Origin of the sequence: Rheinheimera sediminis, assembly GCF_004005375.1 — a bacterium.
Classification (GTDB): Bacteria; Pseudomonadota; Gammaproteobacteria; order Enterobacterales; family Alteromonadaceae; genus Pararheinheimera.
In genome coordinates this window covers 88,494-103,857 of sequence record NZ_RZUF01000011.1, presented here as the reverse complement: position 1 = coordinate 103,857, position 15,364 = coordinate 88,494, and the positions used below count along the sequence as shown (strand labels likewise).

General features: G+C 45.7%; 12 protein-coding genes. 2 read left to right on the top strand and 10 right to left on the bottom strand.

Translation table 11 applies throughout. From position 1 onward, the window contains the following. Positions 1-121: 121 nt before the first annotated feature. Positions 122-1,267, top strand: coding sequence for a patatin-like phospholipase family protein (locus tag EMM73_RS09135; protein WP_127686136.1), 1,146 nt, complete (start codon positions 122-124; stop codon positions 1,265-1,267). A gap of 144 nt (positions 1,268-1,411) precedes the next feature. Then, positions 1,412-2,320, top strand: a complete 909-nt coding sequence (locus EMM73_RS09130; protein WP_127686135.1) for a GGDEF domain-containing protein — start codon at positions 1,412-1,414, stop codon at positions 2,318-2,320. Positions 2,321-2,330: 10 nt separating this feature from the next. Here EMM73_RS09130 and tilS read toward each other — a convergent pair whose 3' ends face one another. The 10 genes from tilS to bamA all read right to left on the bottom strand — a co-directional run bounded on the left by tilS (position 2,331) and on the right by bamA (position 15,356). Next, positions 2,331-3,623, bottom strand: coding sequence for a tRNA lysidine(34) synthetase TilS (gene tilS / locus EMM73_RS09125; protein WP_127686134.1), 1,293 nt, complete (start codon positions 3,621-3,623; stop codon positions 2,331-2,333). Between the two features lie 169 nt (positions 3,624-3,792). Then, on the bottom strand, positions 3,793-4,749 hold the full coding sequence (gene accA / locus EMM73_RS09120) for an acetyl-CoA carboxylase carboxyl transferase subunit alpha (RefSeq protein ID WP_127686133.1): 957 nt from the start codon (positions 4,747-4,749) through the stop codon (positions 3,793-3,795). Positions 4,750-4,766: 17 nt separating this feature from the next. After that, a complete protein-coding gene (gene dnaE, locus EMM73_RS09115; protein WP_127686132.1) occupies positions 4,767-8,237 on the bottom strand; it encodes a DNA polymerase III subunit alpha in 3,471 nt (1,156 codons plus the stop codon). After that, positions 8,230-8,862: a ribonuclease HII gene (rnhB, locus tag EMM73_RS09110; RefSeq protein ID WP_127686131.1), complete on the bottom strand. Its 633-nt coding sequence runs from the start codon at positions 8,860-8,862 to the stop codon at positions 8,230-8,232. The genes dnaE and rnhB overlap by 8 nt, the downstream gene beginning before the upstream one ends. Positions 8,863-8,864: 2 nt before the next feature. Then, positions 8,865-10,034, bottom strand: coding sequence for a lipid-A-disaccharide synthase (lpxB, locus tag EMM73_RS09105; protein WP_127686130.1), 1,170 nt, complete (start codon positions 10,032-10,034; stop codon positions 8,865-8,867). Then, positions 10,034-10,804, bottom strand: coding sequence for an acyl-ACP--UDP-N-acetylglucosamine O-acyltransferase (gene lpxA, locus EMM73_RS09100; RefSeq protein WP_127686129.1), 771 nt, complete (start codon positions 10,802-10,804; stop codon positions 10,034-10,036). Before lpxA ends, lpxB begins: the two co-directional genes overlap by 1 nt. Position 10,805: 1 nt before the next feature. Beyond that, a complete protein-coding gene (gene fabZ / locus EMM73_RS09095) occupies positions 10,806-11,258 on the bottom strand; it encodes a 3-hydroxyacyl-ACP dehydratase FabZ (protein WP_127686128.1) in 453 nt (150 codons plus the stop codon). A 17-nt stretch (positions 11,259-11,275) separates the two neighbouring features. Beyond that, positions 11,276-12,322, bottom strand: a complete 1,047-nt coding sequence (gene lpxD / locus EMM73_RS09090) for a UDP-3-O-(3-hydroxymyristoyl)glucosamine N-acyltransferase (RefSeq protein WP_127686127.1) — start codon at positions 12,320-12,322, stop codon at positions 11,276-11,278. Further along, on the bottom strand, positions 12,322-12,840 hold the full coding sequence (locus EMM73_RS09085; protein WP_127686126.1) for an OmpH/Skp family outer membrane protein: 519 nt from the start codon (positions 12,838-12,840) through the stop codon (positions 12,322-12,324). The genes lpxD and EMM73_RS09085 overlap by 1 nt, the downstream gene beginning before the upstream one ends. 20 nt (positions 12,841-12,860) lie before the next feature. Continuing rightward, on the bottom strand, positions 12,861-15,356 hold the full coding sequence (gene bamA / locus EMM73_RS09080) for an outer membrane protein assembly factor BamA (protein WP_127686125.1): 2,496 nt from the start codon (positions 15,354-15,356) through the stop codon (positions 12,861-12,863). Between the last annotated feature and the right edge of the window lie 8 nt (positions 15,357-15,364).

The following is a 15,364-nucleotide window of genomic DNA, read 5'->3' as shown; positions in this document are numbered from 1 at the left end:
TTTCCTTTTAGGTAGTCGGATGACTGGTAGTAAGCCGTTGAAAAACTGGTTATAGCGTTGCATTTATTTTGCTTTTCAGCAATATATAAACAGAGAGTCTCTAATGAGTTAAGAAGTTTCAGTGACTGAGCATAAAAAAGTTGAAACCCCCGATAAAAAAGTTGCGCTGCTGCTGACCGGTGGTGGCGCAAGAGCCGCCTATCAGGTTGGTGTGCTAAAAGCTCTGACCCAACATTATCCGCGCAACAGTAAAATTCCGTTCGAAATTGTATGCGGTACTTCTGCTGGCGCTATCAATGCGACAGGCATTGCCTGTTATGCCTCCTGCTTTCACTTGGGAGTGAAAAAAATCGAATGGGTCTGGCGTAACTTTCACACCCATCATGTGTATTATTCAGATTATTTGCGTTTAGGCTGGCATTTATTGCGCGGTTTTTTAAGTGCCTTTCAGGCAGACTATGCCAATAAAAAGCCTGTCAGCTTGCTGGACAATAAACCTCTGCGTTTACTACTGCACAACATTCTTGATTTACAACGGATAGACCGCAACATTCAGGGCGGTTACCTGTCCAGCGTATCAGTCACAGCCTCAAGCTATAACACAGGCGATTCCATCACCTTTTTCCAGGGCAATGATGCCAAAGAATGGCGAAGAGCAAAACGTTGTGGTCAAAAAACCCTTTTAGGTATTCATCATTTATTGGCATCAGCTTCAATCCCTTTGGTCTTTCCTTCTGTACGCATCCATCAGCATTATTATGGCGATGGTTCAGTTAATCAATTGTCGCCACTGAGTGCCCCCATCCACTTAGGTGCAGATAAGATACTGATCATAGGTTTAGAACAGCCGCGCGTTGATGATTTAAGCCATACTATGCCTCATCATCCCGGTCTCGCCACTGTGGCTGGCCATTTGCTGGATACTATTTTTTCCGACACCTTAAATGCGGATTTAGAACGAATGACCCGGATAAATAGAACTATTGATACACTAAACGCCAATAATATCCCTACAGATCTGAAGAAAGTAGACAGCTATCTTATTAATCCCAGCGTCAATTTTAATCAAATCGCCAGTCAACATTTTCTGCAACTGCCCATAGCGGTTCGTAGCTTGTTACGCCTGACAGGTATCACCCAACATTCAGAATCAAGCTTAACCAGCTATCTATTATTTGAAAAATCCTATACCAAACGCTTGATAGACATAGGCTATGATGATGCGATGCAGCAAATGCCCGAACTATTGAACTTCCTGAAAGCATAGGGGCAATTTTTAGCCCCTTAGTGCTGTCAAAAAAGCGTCAGACAAAACCAGAAAAGTTAAAAAACCAACAATATCAAAAACTTACTGAAGTGGCACAATACCTGCTTGTTTAAGCTATCTTAGACATGCTCCGGGGTATCGGCAGTGGAATTATTTGGCTTACAAGATATGACATTAAGTGGAACCAGTTATGCTGGCATCACCAGTCAGCCACACTGGTCTGGTTTGTCTTCAGAACCAGCAACTTTGCCAGAGCTATTACAAACCAGCTTAGATTTGGCAGACCAACTGCAAATTTTTTCTATGGCCGCAGGCAAAGTTTTGCCGCTGCGCTCTATTCAGTTGCAAACTGCTGTAGGTAAGTACCTGGCGCCCGGTTCTGAGCACGGAAGTGTTGAGCATCGTAGTGTATTGATGCTGAATGACCAATGCTTGGCTGAGCTACATTATCAATCTGAACACGCCTTCACCCCCATGATCCAACACCAACTCTGGCAGCTGGAGCGGCAATGGTTATATCCTCTTCGTAATACCTTAGTGGTGGTTCGTTTACAGCAACTGGCGTTAAAAGACAGCTTGACAGGTCTGGGTAACAGGCGGAATTTTGACGATCAGTTTGAGAGGGCTGTGCAGCTTGCCAATAGACGCAAGCAAGCCTGTGCTCTGATCTTATTGGATTTAGATAATTTCAAACACACCAATGATAACTTTGGTCATCCAGCAGGAGATGATGTATTAATTGCTGTGGCTGAAGCTATGCGTCAGACCTTGAGAGTGAGCGACTGCCTGTTTCGTTTCGGCGGTGATGAGTTTGCGGTAGTGCTGACATCAGAAGATGCTCTGGCTGCTGAGCTTGTTGCTCATCGCTTGGTGAAAGCTATTAATCAGCACCATATTTGTAGCCGTTTTGCAGTGACTGCAAGTGCTGGTTTGGCTCAGCTTGCTCCGCATCAAACATCAGCCTTGTTATTTAACCGTGCTGATGAAGCGCTATCTCAAGCCAAACAAGCAGGGAAAAATGCGGTCAAGGTTGCACTATTGAATCAGGCTTAACAGATAAATTTTAACTTTTTTGCCAATCAATATAGGCATTGGCCTGCTCTGCATTTGCGTTAGATGCTAAGCCCAGTACAGCGACTACCTGCCCGTTCTGAACCAGCACAGGCAACTGCAAGCGCTGCCATGGAGGTACAGCCCATAGCTTAAGCCATTGTTTTAGCGGTTTTCTCTGACGCTCACCTGCAGGTTTAAAAGGCAAACTAAATAATCCAAATACCAGATACAAAGGATCGTCAGTTAATAACAAGGCCGTGCCCTTGCCTTCTCTGCTAAGGATAAACTGCCCTACAACAGTATTCAGCTGCTGACCGGGTTTTAATTCGGACAAAACTCCAGCCTGCGGAATCTCTATAACTTGCGTGATATAAGCTTTGTTACTGAAACGACGGATTTGATAGGTATCGAGCTCCAGCAACGGCTGAGCATCGGCTTTAGCCCCCATGAGCTCCGAAAAGAATCGCTCCAGCCAATCGGTTGATGGATTAAGCCCTGTTAAAGCCAGCCAATGGCGTACCAACAGCTTTTGTGTAGTGAAGTCTTGCATTGCCAACAATTTTAAATTTAATTCAGCACCGAGCATTACAGTAGGTAACAACTGTTCAAGCTGTTTTTCGACAAAGTACTGCTGCTGCTGAATATGCTCCACAGAGCGGAGTGCATTGTGCCGGAATGCTGGCCAGCGCTGCTGCAATAAAGGGATCACCTCAAGCCGAAGAAAGTTCCTGTCGAATCTGCTGTCGTTATTACTTTCGTCTTCAATCCACACCAGTTGCTGCTCTTGTGCAAACACCTCTAGCTGTCCACGGCTAAAATCTAACAAAGGCCGCACTAACCAGCCTGAAGCAAAAGACTGCACAACAGCTATACCAGATAAACCCGCTGGGCCTGCGCCACGTTTTAATGCCAACAACAAAGTCTCTAGTTGATCATCCGCATGATGAGCGGTTAACAAAGCAGTCTGGGCTGAGTTTACAAAAGTAGATAAAGCAGAATAACGCGCAGCGCGGGCCTGAGCTTCAATATTGGCAGTTGGGTTTAGCTGTACTTTTTGAACTTCAAAAGGAATGTGACGCTGACCACATTGCTGCAGACAAAAATCAGCCCATTGATCGGCATTAGCACTTAAACCATGATGGATATACACAGCCTTGAGTTTAATGTCTGTATCCAGCATTAGTTGATGGCAAAGCTCCAGCAACACCATAGAATCCAAGCCACCAGACAAGCCGAGCACTAGCTGGTTTAAACCCAACTGTTGGATATGCTGACGCAGTGAGACAGTTAACTCTGTACTCATTAACACAAGACCCTAATATTCGTCGCAACAACGTTCCCGACAGTTGCGACATACCGTCCGTCCATGCACATAAAAGCCGCCTTGCGGCGGCTTGCAGGGACGGGGTTTATCCCCGCCCGTTACCTAATATGCACGCTGATTTGATACAGCTTTACATAGGATTTTTCTTTTAACAATAACCAAAGGACATCAGGCGTTTGTAGCGTCTGTCCAACAAGTCTGCAATGCTCAACTTTTCCAACTTGGCTAAGTCACGTAACAAAGCCTGCTTTAAGCTTTGCGCCATTTGTTCATGATTACGGTGGGCGCCACCTAAAGGCTCGCTGACGATATCATCAATCAGGTTCAGCTCTTTTAAACGTGGTGCAGTAATACCCATGGCATCGGCAGCAATAGGGGCTTTATCCGCACTTTTCCACAAAATCGAAGCACAACCTTCAGGTGAAATCACCGAATAAGTACTGTATTGCAGCATATTGACCTGATCGCCTACGCCTATGGCTAAAGCACCACCAGAACCGCCCTCGCCTATCACAGTACAAAGCACAGGAACTTTCAGACCAGCCATCACTTTGAGGTTCCGGGCAATAGCTTCACTTTGACCACGCTCTTCAGCGCCTACGCCTGGGTATGCACCTGGGGTGTCGATAAAAGTGATGATTGGCAAATTAAAACGTTCAGCCATTTCCATCATACGTAAAGCTTTGCGGTAGCCTTCAGGTTTTGGCATACCAAAGTTACGTTTGATTTTCTCTGAGGTGTCACGACCTTTTTGATGACCAATCACCATCACGGTTTTGTCACCCAAGCGAGCTGTGCCACAGACAATAGCAGGATCGTTGGCAAAAGTACGATCACCGGCAAACTCGTCGAAGTCAGTGAAAATATGCTTAATGTAATCCAGCGTGTAAGGACGCAGCGGATGACGGGCTAACTGAGCAACCTGCCAGGCACCTAATTCTGAGAAGATCTTTTTTGTCAGAGTTAAGCTTTTTTCCTTCAGCTTGTTTACTTCTTCTTCAAGGCCGAGATCAAACTCGCCATTGCGGCTTACTTTGCGAAGTTCTTCTATTTTGGCTTCAAGTTCCGCAATCGGTTGCTCAAACTCTAAATAATTCAGCATCATCGACTGTCACTACCTAATTAATGAAAATCCAGTTGTATTGTTGCTAATTGTCGCAGTTGATGCAACAAAGCGTCTGTTGGGGTCACCCACCATTCTGTGCCCAATGCCACTGTGATTTGACCTTCGTCGCGCTGGTACACCAGCTTCACCGGCACTGTGCCTAATTTAAATTCGTGCATAGCTTGCTGCAGTTTTTGCAGATAATCCAGCCCCATTTGCTGTTGATGTACAGTTAAGGTCAAGGATTTTAAGCATTTTTCCCGCGCAGCTATGATGTCCACTACTTCACGGCCGGACATTGTAAGGCCACCACTGAAATCATCAAAGCTGACCTGTCCCGACACCACCAATATTTTGTCTTTTTGCAGCAAATGCTCGAAGTTTTCCAACTGTTCGGGGAAAAAACGTACATCTAAGCGGGCTGACTTATCGTCTAAAGTGACAATAGCCCAGCGTTTACCTTTTTTATTAATCATGGTACGAACAGATAAGACTAAACCTGCTGCATGCACCAGCTGATCGCGGCGGCCAGGCTGCATATCGACTAAACGGCCAGAGCTGTAATGCGGCAACTCCACCAGGTAACGATTTATAGGGTGACCTGTCAGGTACAAACCTAAGGTTTCACGTTCACCTTCCAGCCAGACTTCGTCCGGCCAAATCGGCACTTGTTTAAAAGCACTGGCGGCATTTTCCGGCTCTGGTGCCATTAAACCAAATAAATCAGACTGGCCCATAGCTTCGGCTTTGGCCTGCTGCTCTGCGCCTTTCATCGCTTCTTCTAAAGTCGCCATCATAGCAGCGCGATGTGGGCCTAACTGGTCCATAGCACCGGATAAAATCAGCTTTTCAATCACACGGCGGTTCAGCTGTTTTAAATCAACTTTATTACAGAAGTCGAACAAATCGGTGAATGTTCCGTGTTTAGCCCGCGCTGCTAAAATAGCTTCCACCGGACCTTCACCTACGCCTTTAATAGCACCTATGCCATAAACGATATGGCCCTGACGATTCACCGTAAATTTATATTCACCAGAATTGACATCAGGCGGAATGAGTTTGAGCTTCATATGCTCACATTCATCCACCAGAATCACTATTTTGTCGGTGTTATCCATATCGGCAGACATAACCGCGGCCATAAACTCAGCCGGATAATGCGCCTTCATCCACAAGGTCTGGTAAGACACCAGCGCATAAGCTGCGGAGTGAGATTTGTTAAAACCGTAGCCTGCGAACTTCTCTACTAAGTCGAAGATTTTCATCGACAGCTCGGCATCAACGCCATTGGCCACAGCACCATCACGGAAGGTATCGCGCTGTTTGGCCATCTCTTCAGGTTTCTTTTTACCCATAGCGCGGCGCAATAAGTCGGCGCCGCCCAGTGAATAACCAGACAAGACCTGAGCGATTTGCATCACCTGTTCCTGATACAGGATAATGCCGTAGGTCGGCTCCAGGATAGGGATCAGCGAGTCATGTTGCCAGGTGGAATCCGGATAAGAGATTTCTTCACGACCACGTTTACGGTCGATAAAGTTATCTACCATGCCTGACTGCAAAGGACCAGGACGGAACAGTGCCACTAGCGCTATCATATCTTCGAAGCAGTCGGGCTGCAGACGGCGGATTAAGTCCTTCATACCACGACTTTCCAGCTGGAATACAGCTGTGGTATCCGCCTTCATCAACAGATCAAAGCTCTTGCGGTCTGTCAGCGGAATAGTATTGATATCGACCAGCGGCTTGCCTTCGCGCGTCAGACGCTCGTTGGTCATATTCACAGCCCACTGCAAGATGGTCAGTGTGCGTAAACCCAGGAAGTCGAATTTGACCAGACCCGCGTATTCGACATCGTTTTTATCAAACTGAGTGACGGGGTTATTCCCCTCTTCGTCACAGTACACTGGTGCAAAGTCGGTAATTTTAGTCGGCGCTATCACCACACCACCGGCGTGTTTACCGGCGTTTCGGGTTACACCTTCCAGCTGACGCGCCATGTCGATCAAGTCTTTTACTTCCTGATCGGCGGCATACAATTCTGGTAAACGTGGTTCTTCTTTAAAGGCTTGTTCCAGCGTCATACCAGGAGTGGGCGGGATCAGTTTGGAGATACGGTCAACAAAACCATAAGGATGACCCAGCACCCTGCCTACGTCGCGGATCACAGCTTTAGCTGCCATAGTACCGAAGGTGATAATTTGCGATACAGCTTCGCGGCCATACATGTCGGAAACGTGTTCTATCACCTCGTCGCGCCTGTCCATACAGAAGTCGACGTCAAAGTCGGGCATAGACACCCGCTCAGGGTTTAAGAAACGTTCGAACAGTAAATCAAACTCTAACGGGTCAAGGTCGGTAATACTCAGCGCATAAGCCACCAAAGAACCGGCACCCGAACCCCGGCCAGGGCCGACCGGAATATCGTTGTCTTTACTCCACTGGATAAATTCCATTACGACCAGGAAGTAACCGGGGAAACCCATCTGGTTGATTACACCAAGTTCAATGTCTAAACGCTCGTCGTATTCAACCCGTTTTACTTTGCGTACTTCCGGGTCCGGGAATAACTGCAGCAAGCGTTTTTCCAGACCTTCCTGAGATTTTAAGACTAAGAAGTCGGCGTCAGACAAACCACCGGTCGGGAAAGCCGGCAGGAAGTATTCACCTAAACGTATAGTGACATTACAGCGTTTGGCGATTTCAACTGAGTTTTGTAGCGCTTCCGGAATATCGGAGAACAACTCCAGCATTTCTTCTGCAGATCGCAGATACTGCTGCTCGCTGTAGTTTTTTGGTCGTCTTTTGTCTTCTAAGGTGTAACCATCATGAATGGCAACCCGGATTTCATGAGCGGAAAAATCGTCAGGACTTAACATCACCACTTCGTTAGTGGCTACCACTGGCAACTGTTCACGTTCTGCCAGCTCTACTGCAGCCTGAATATAAGTTTCTTCATCAGCACGACCGGTGCGGGTCAGTTCAATAAAAAACCGGTCTGGGAAATGTTCACGATAAAATTGCACTAACGCCAAAGCACTAGGCGCATTGCCTTTAATTAGGGCTTTACCGAGAGGGCCGTCTTTAGCACCTGACAAGACAATCAGGCCTTTTTTATATTCCACCAGCCAGTCGTGATCGATCTGGGGCTTGTGATGCACATGGCCACGTAAATAGGCCTTAGAGAGCAACATCGTCAGGTTCTGGTAACCCACATTGTCGGCCGCCAAAATCAATAAACGACAGGCATCACCAGGAAACAGCGGATGCTGCACCCACAAATCAGCCCCTACTATCGGCTTAATACCAGCTTCGTGTGCTGTACTGTAAAAACGTACCAGACCACACATATTCATCTGATCTGTTAAAGCAAGCGCAGGCATATTCAGCTCTTTCGCCGCTTTGACTATAGGCTTTATTTTTTTGATGCCATCGATCATCGAAAAATCGCTGTGCACCCTTAAATGAATAAAAGCCGGATCAGCCATGAGCTGCCCCTACAACAGACTCCAAAACATCCCTGACAGGTTTAAAACTTCGCCTGTGCTGGTTAATCACACCATGAGTTTTAATAGCGGCTAAGTGCTCTGCCGTTGGATAGCCTTTATGACCGGCAAAACCATAGTGCGGATAAGCGGCATCCAGCTGCTGCATTTCTTCATCCCGCGCCACTTTAGCAAGAATAGAGGCTGCGCTGATTTCCGGCACTAAAGCATCGCCTTTAACCACAGCACTGGCCTGAACACCTATATCTTTAGGCACACGGTTGCCGTCTATTAAGGCCCATTCCGGTTTAATATGTAATCCTTGCACAGCGCGGGTCATCGCCAGCATAGTAGCGTGCAAAATATTTAAACTGTCAATTTCATGCACTTCAGCCCGGCCTAAGCTCCAGCTTAAGGCTTTGGCTTTAATTTCTTCAGCTAGCTGCAGACGTTTTTTTTCTGACAGTTTTTTAGAATCGTTTAAACCAACAATAGGATTATTCGGGTCCAGTATCACAGCGGCTGTGACTACAGCGCCCACCAGCGGTCCCCGCCCTACTTCGTCCACACCACAAATCAGCTGAACTTGCGGTCTTTGATAAGTTTCAGCATTCAACGCTTTTGTCATCACTAACCCTGTATTACTTTGGCTACTGCAGCAGCGGCTTGCTCACTGGCATTACACCGAATTAACTGGTGCAATTGTGTAAAAGAGCTAACACAACAACGCTGGGCGTCCTGGTCCTGCAACAAAGGCGCCATGGCTTTGACTAAATGATCTACTGTGACCTGATCCTGCAGCAACTCTGTTACTAAAGCCTGGTCAGCCAATAAATTTGGCAGACTGAAATACTTTAGTTTGACTAAACGTTTAGCAATTTGATGCGTCAGCCAATTCATCTTATAGCCTACCACCATAGCAGTTTTAGCCAGCATGGCTTCTAAAGTGGCGGTGCCTGATGCAATAAACACAGCATCCGCTGCTGTTAAAGTGCTGCGGGCTTTGCCGATTTCCAACTGCACTGCTAAATCAGGTGCAACCTGCCGTTTAATCTGGTTAAAAACTTGCGCTTTTTGTTCTGTCACCATATTACAAATCAGCTGTAAATCTGGTTGCTGGCGTTGTAGTTCCTGTGCTGCAAGCAAATAATCTGCAGCTAACAATTTGATTTCATTGGTTCTGCTGCCAGGCATTATGGCAAGTACCGGCGCTTCTGGCTTTAAACCCAGTTCAATCTTCGCCGCAGTTTTATCAGGTTGCAGCGGCATTTGGTCGGCCAAGGTATGGCCGACAAAACTGCAAGGCACGTCAAATTTGTCGTAAAAAGCTTTTTCGAAAGGCAGTAACGCCAGCACCATATTGGTCGCTTTGGCTATTTTAAAAATACGTTTTTGCCGCCAGGCCCAGACAGAAGGGCTGACATAATGCACAGTTTTAATACCAGCAGCTTTGAGTTTAAGCTCCACCGGAATATTAAAATCCGGCGCGTCGATGCCAATAAACACATCAGGCCCTGTGGCTGTGAGGTGAGCAAGTAATTCTTTGCGCACCTGCAGCAAACGAGGCAAGCGGCCTAATACTTCCACTATGCCCATCACAGCCAGCTCTTCCATATCAAACAGAGCTTGAAAGCCTTGGGCCTTCATGCGCTCGCCACCTATGCCGTAAAACTGTGCATTCGGATACAGCTGTTTCAGAGCTCGGATTAAATCTGCACCTAAAATATCGCCGGAGTGTTCCCCGGCGACTAAGGCGATTTTCATGACAGAAGGATCCACCTTGGATTGCAACTCACTCATCAGCGGATAATGCCACGGCTGGAGTTAGCAATAAAATCAGTGAAGGCTTTTACTTCAGGAAATTCAGCCGCTTTGTCTGTCAAAGCATCCAAAGCTTCCTGCACTGTTAAACCTTTGCGGTACACTTCTTTATAGGCACGCTTCACTTCAAGAATTGCATCGCTGCTAAAACCCCGACGCTTTAAACCCTCTACATTTAAACCTGCTGGTACGGCATGAGAGCCGTGAGCCATCAGATAAGGAGGTACGTCTTTCACCACTATAGAACCACCACCGATAAAGGCATGAGCGCCTATATGGCAGAATTGATGAATACCACTCATACCGCCTAAAATGGCCCAGTCACCTATATGGACATGGCCAGCAGATTGCGCACCACTGGCAAAAATCACGTTGTCGCCTATCACACAATCATGTGCGACATGGGTATTGTTCATAAAAAGATTATTAGAACCAATGCGGGTCACGCCCTGATCCTGAATAGTGCCTCGATGTACTGTGCAGTTTTCACGAAACACATTATTGTCACCAATAATAAGTTCTGTCGGCTCACCTTTGTATTTTTTATCCTGGCAGTCTTCACCTATGCTGGTGAACTGGTAAAAATGATTGCCTTTGCCTATCGTAGTAGGACCTTTTATAACAACATGAGACTCAAGTACCGTATTGTCTCCTATCACCACATGAGAAGCGATATAACAAAAGGGGCCGACTTTAACGTTTTGGCCTAAAACAGCACCTGTTTCTATCACAGCACTAGGATGAATCATATTAAAGCTCTCTTCTGGCGCACATCAGTTCAGCAGTACAAACAACCTGGCCATCCACTTTGGCTTCACCATAAAACTTCCACAAATTGCGGCGTTCTTTTAAAAACTTCACTTCCAATACCAGTTGATCGCCTGGTACTACAGGTTTTTTAAACCGGGCTTCGTCTATAGCAGCGAACAAATACAGTTCATTTTCCGAGCGCTCCGCTACTGTTTTAAAACCTAAAATACCTGTGGCTTGTGCCATAGCTTCTAAAATCAACACTCCCGGAAAAATTGGCATATTAGGAAAGTGACCAGTAAAGATAGGTTCATTGATAGTGACATTTTTAATAGCAGTTAAGGATTCACCTGGAGTGTAATCAAGTACTCTGTCAATCATTAAAAATGGATAGCGATGTGGCAACAGGGCCATGATTTCCTGTATTTCAAGGATGTTTAATTGGTTAGCCAAAATGAACCTCTTTTGTTTTATTCGTCTTTTGAAGGCGGCAGGGACAAAGCGGCCATTTGCTGCTCAAGTTCCCTTAACTTTTGATACATCTGGTCCAGTTGACGAAACCGGACGCTATTTTTCCGCCATTCCAGATTAGTACTGGCCGGAGTACCAGATGAATAGACACCTTTTTCAGTAATAGATTTAATAATCATCGACATGCCGGTGATCTGTACGCCGTCGCAAATTTCCATATGGCCATTGATAGCGCAAGCACCGCCGATAATACAATACTTGCCAATTTTAGTGCTGCCGGCAACTACAGTACAGCCAGCGATAGCAGTGTGGTCGCCGATCTGCACGTTGTGGGCAATTTGTACCTGATTGTCCAGAATAACGTTTTTACCAATCACAGTGTCACCTAAAGCGCCACGGTCTATAGTGGTATTGGCCCCCACTTCAGTATCATCACCTATAAGAACGGTACCAACCTGAGGTATTTTCAGCCAATTACCGCGTTCGTTGGCAAAACCAAAACCATCAGCTCCTATTACAGCTCCGCTGTGGATAAGGCAATTGTTACCTAGTCTTACAGCGTGATACACAGTCACGTTGGGCCATAGTTTACAACCCGCGGCTATGTGAGCCTTTTCGCCAATAAAACAACCTGCACCTATCTGTACATTCTCACCTATCAAAACACCAGCGGAGATCACCACGTTGGGCCCTATAACGGCTGAGTCGGCGACAGAGGCTGTTGGGTCTATTACGATATTCTGCCCCCGGCCATAAGCGGCAGCAGGTGTGGAATCTAATAATTGAGCGATTTTAGCAAAAGCCACATAAGGGTCTTTTACCACCAGCGCATTCACAGGACAATAACTCTGGTCATCTGCTTTGATTAGCACAGCGCCGGCTTGGGTGCTTTGCAAGAACTTACGATACTTGCTGTTGGATAAAAAGCTGAGCTGATGACTGGTAGCATCTTCCAAAGTACCAACGGCACTAATAAGTGCCGTGGCGTCTCCGATTAGCTGAGCATTTAACTGCTCAGCTATAAAAGCAAGACTTAGCTTTACCATTATTTAGTTTTGCTCACCTGAGCTACAACAGCGTTAGAGATGTCATATTCAGGCTTAACAAACACACCTGCCTGAGCACTTAAGATCAGGTCATAGTTGTCTTTTTTCGCTAATGCATCGATAGCTGTTTTCACCAGGGCCATCAGTTTGTTACGCTCTTCTGCCTGACGATTACGGTAGTCTTCATCCAAAGGACGAGCCAACTGCTCATAATTGCGCATTTGTTTTTCCATTTCCGCTTGCAGATCTTTTTTCTGCTGGTCGTTCATGGTTGCGCCGTCACGCTTTAACTTTTCCTGATTAAAAGCAATATCTTTCTCCAGTTTTTGTACTGCAGCGATACGGCCTTCGAACTCAGCTTTTAATGTATTTTGAATAGTGGTGGTCTGAGGTAACTGAGCAACAATAGCTTGCACATCCACTAAACCAATTTTCATTTCTTTTGCTGCAGCAGTGCCAGCCATCAACAGGCCAGCCAATAATACCAGAGCAGTTTTTGCTAAGCTTTGCTTGAACATGTGTTTCCCTTTCCCATAAATTAGAATGTAGTACCAATATTGAAACTAAAGTTTTCTTGCTCATCACCCTCTTCTTTGCGGATGATTTTTGCCAGGCTAAATGTCAAAGGACCCATAGGTGAAATCCATTGAACTGACAGACCCGCCGAAACCCGTATTAAGCCAGCATCAGAGTAATCCAGCAGCGGAGGGCTTCTGAATCCCTGGCTCGGAGCCTGACTTAAATTATTGTAACGGCTGAGATCAAACTCTGTGTCCCAAACATTGCCCGCATCCATAAATATACTGGTGCGTATCTGGTTCACATAATCCTCACCAACAAAAGGTGTTGGAGTGATTAGTTCAAGGGTAGCAATAGCCATTGCATTACCACCCGTTGAGCGTGGAGACACTAAATAAGTGTCGAAACTTGGATCTGTCGGAAAGCTGCCACTACTGCCACCTGTTGGATTTGGCAAACCAGGCACTGTAGTGACCTGACGGTAGACAGCGTGTGGGCCTACAATACGAGATTCAAAGCCACGCAAGTTCTGTCCGCCCGCATAGAAATTGTCAGTAAAAGGCAAGGTGTAGTCGTAACCATCTTTATCACCATAACCATTACCATAACCTAATTCCAGCTTGCTTAAGAAAGACCAGCGATGGTCGTTACTCAATGGTATATAGTTACGAGCTTCAAAGGTTGTTTTGTAGTACTGCAAGTCAGAATTTGGTGTAGTCACGCGACCACTTAACACCAATTCGTGACCCGCTGTCGGGAACAAACCACGGTTTAATGTGCTTTGGATCCAGCTGGCAACCAACTCATAGTTAGTGAACTTATAACCACCGTCCGGATTATTTTTATCTGTCAGCACAGCTCTGAAATGACGCAACTGATCATACTCAGATAAAGAGCTGATTTCGTTCACAGCAAAATTGGTACCGAAATTTAATCTGTTGTATTCATTGATTGGATAACCAACAGAAGCACCAAAACCATAGCGTTTCTGCTTATAGGCTTCTAAGTTAGATGACAAACTGGAATAGTCGGTATCTGAGTAGAACACCTGACCACCCAGACTTATCGCATCTAATGTGAAATAAGGATCTGTGACAGACAGCGAAATCTGCTTGTTGTATTTGTTCGTGCTTAAGCTGATGCCGGCAGAATTACCTGTACCAAAGAAGTTCTGCTGTTCTACACCAATTTGGAAAGATAAGCCCTGGAAATCCCCATAAGAGATACCAGCGTTGAAATTGCCAGATGGCTGCTCTTTGATTTTGTAGCTGACGTCCACTTTATCATCTACACCAGCAACTTCTTTGGTTTCAAACTCAACTTTCTCAATATAAGGCAAACGTTGAATACGATCTTTTGATAACTCCAATGCATCATTGGATAACCAGGCACCTTCCATTTGTCTGACTTCACGACGTATCACTTCGTCTTTGGTGGAAGCATTACCTGCCACTTCCAGACGCCGCACATAAACACGTTTGCCAGGATCTACGCTAATGGTTAAAGCCACTTCTTTGGTGTCGTCATCTATATTTGGAATAGTGCGGACTTTAGAGTTGGCATAGCCAAAACGAGCTAGCAACTTGGCGATACTTTCTTCGGTGTAAGTAACTAAAGCGCCGTTGTAAAGCTGTCCGGCTTTTAAGGGCAACAAAGCCTTGATAAAAGCGTCTTGGCCTATTAAATCACCAACAAAGTCAACGCCAGTAATAGTGTATTGTTCGCCTTCAGTCACGTTCAAAGTAACATAAACGGACGTTTTATCTGTACTGACCGATACTTGATTCGCATCTATGTTAAAACGGAGATAACCTCGGTCCAGGTAGTAACTGCGAATTTTCTCAAAGTCACCTTGCAAGGTTTGCTTCTGGTAACGGTCTGAAGACAAAAATCGCCACCAGGGCAGGTCATACATAGACTCGATATTCTTCAGCAGCTCATCGTCACTGAATACTTCGTTACCTACAATGTTAATCTGACGAACTGAGGCCGCATCACCTTCTTCAAACTCGATTTTCAGATTGACCCTATTGCGAGGCAAATAAGTAACCTTCATTTCGACTTCAGCGTTGTATTTACCTACGCCGTGGTAGAACTCAGTGAGACCGTTTTCTACTTCTTTGATTACCGTTTTATCTAAGGGCTCACCCACAATAATTTTTTGCCCCATTAAACTTTCGTTTAATTGGTCTTCTTTGATGTCTTTATTGCCATCAAACTCAATATTATTAATGGTTGGACGCTCTTTTAAGCGATAAATGACAGCATTACCGTCACGAAATACTTGAATATCGTCGAAGTGACCTGCCGCATACAGACTTTTAATACTGCGTGATAAGGTCGCATCTGTGATGGTATCGCCTATATTGAATGGCAGATTATTTAATGCTGCACCAAGCGCAACACGTTGCAAGCCTTCAACCTGAATGTCTTGCACTGTAAATGATTGTTCAGCGAGCACCGAGTTACTTAAACCAGCAAGTAACATCGCAGCTACTAATCGTTTAATTGTCATTGTTTTGG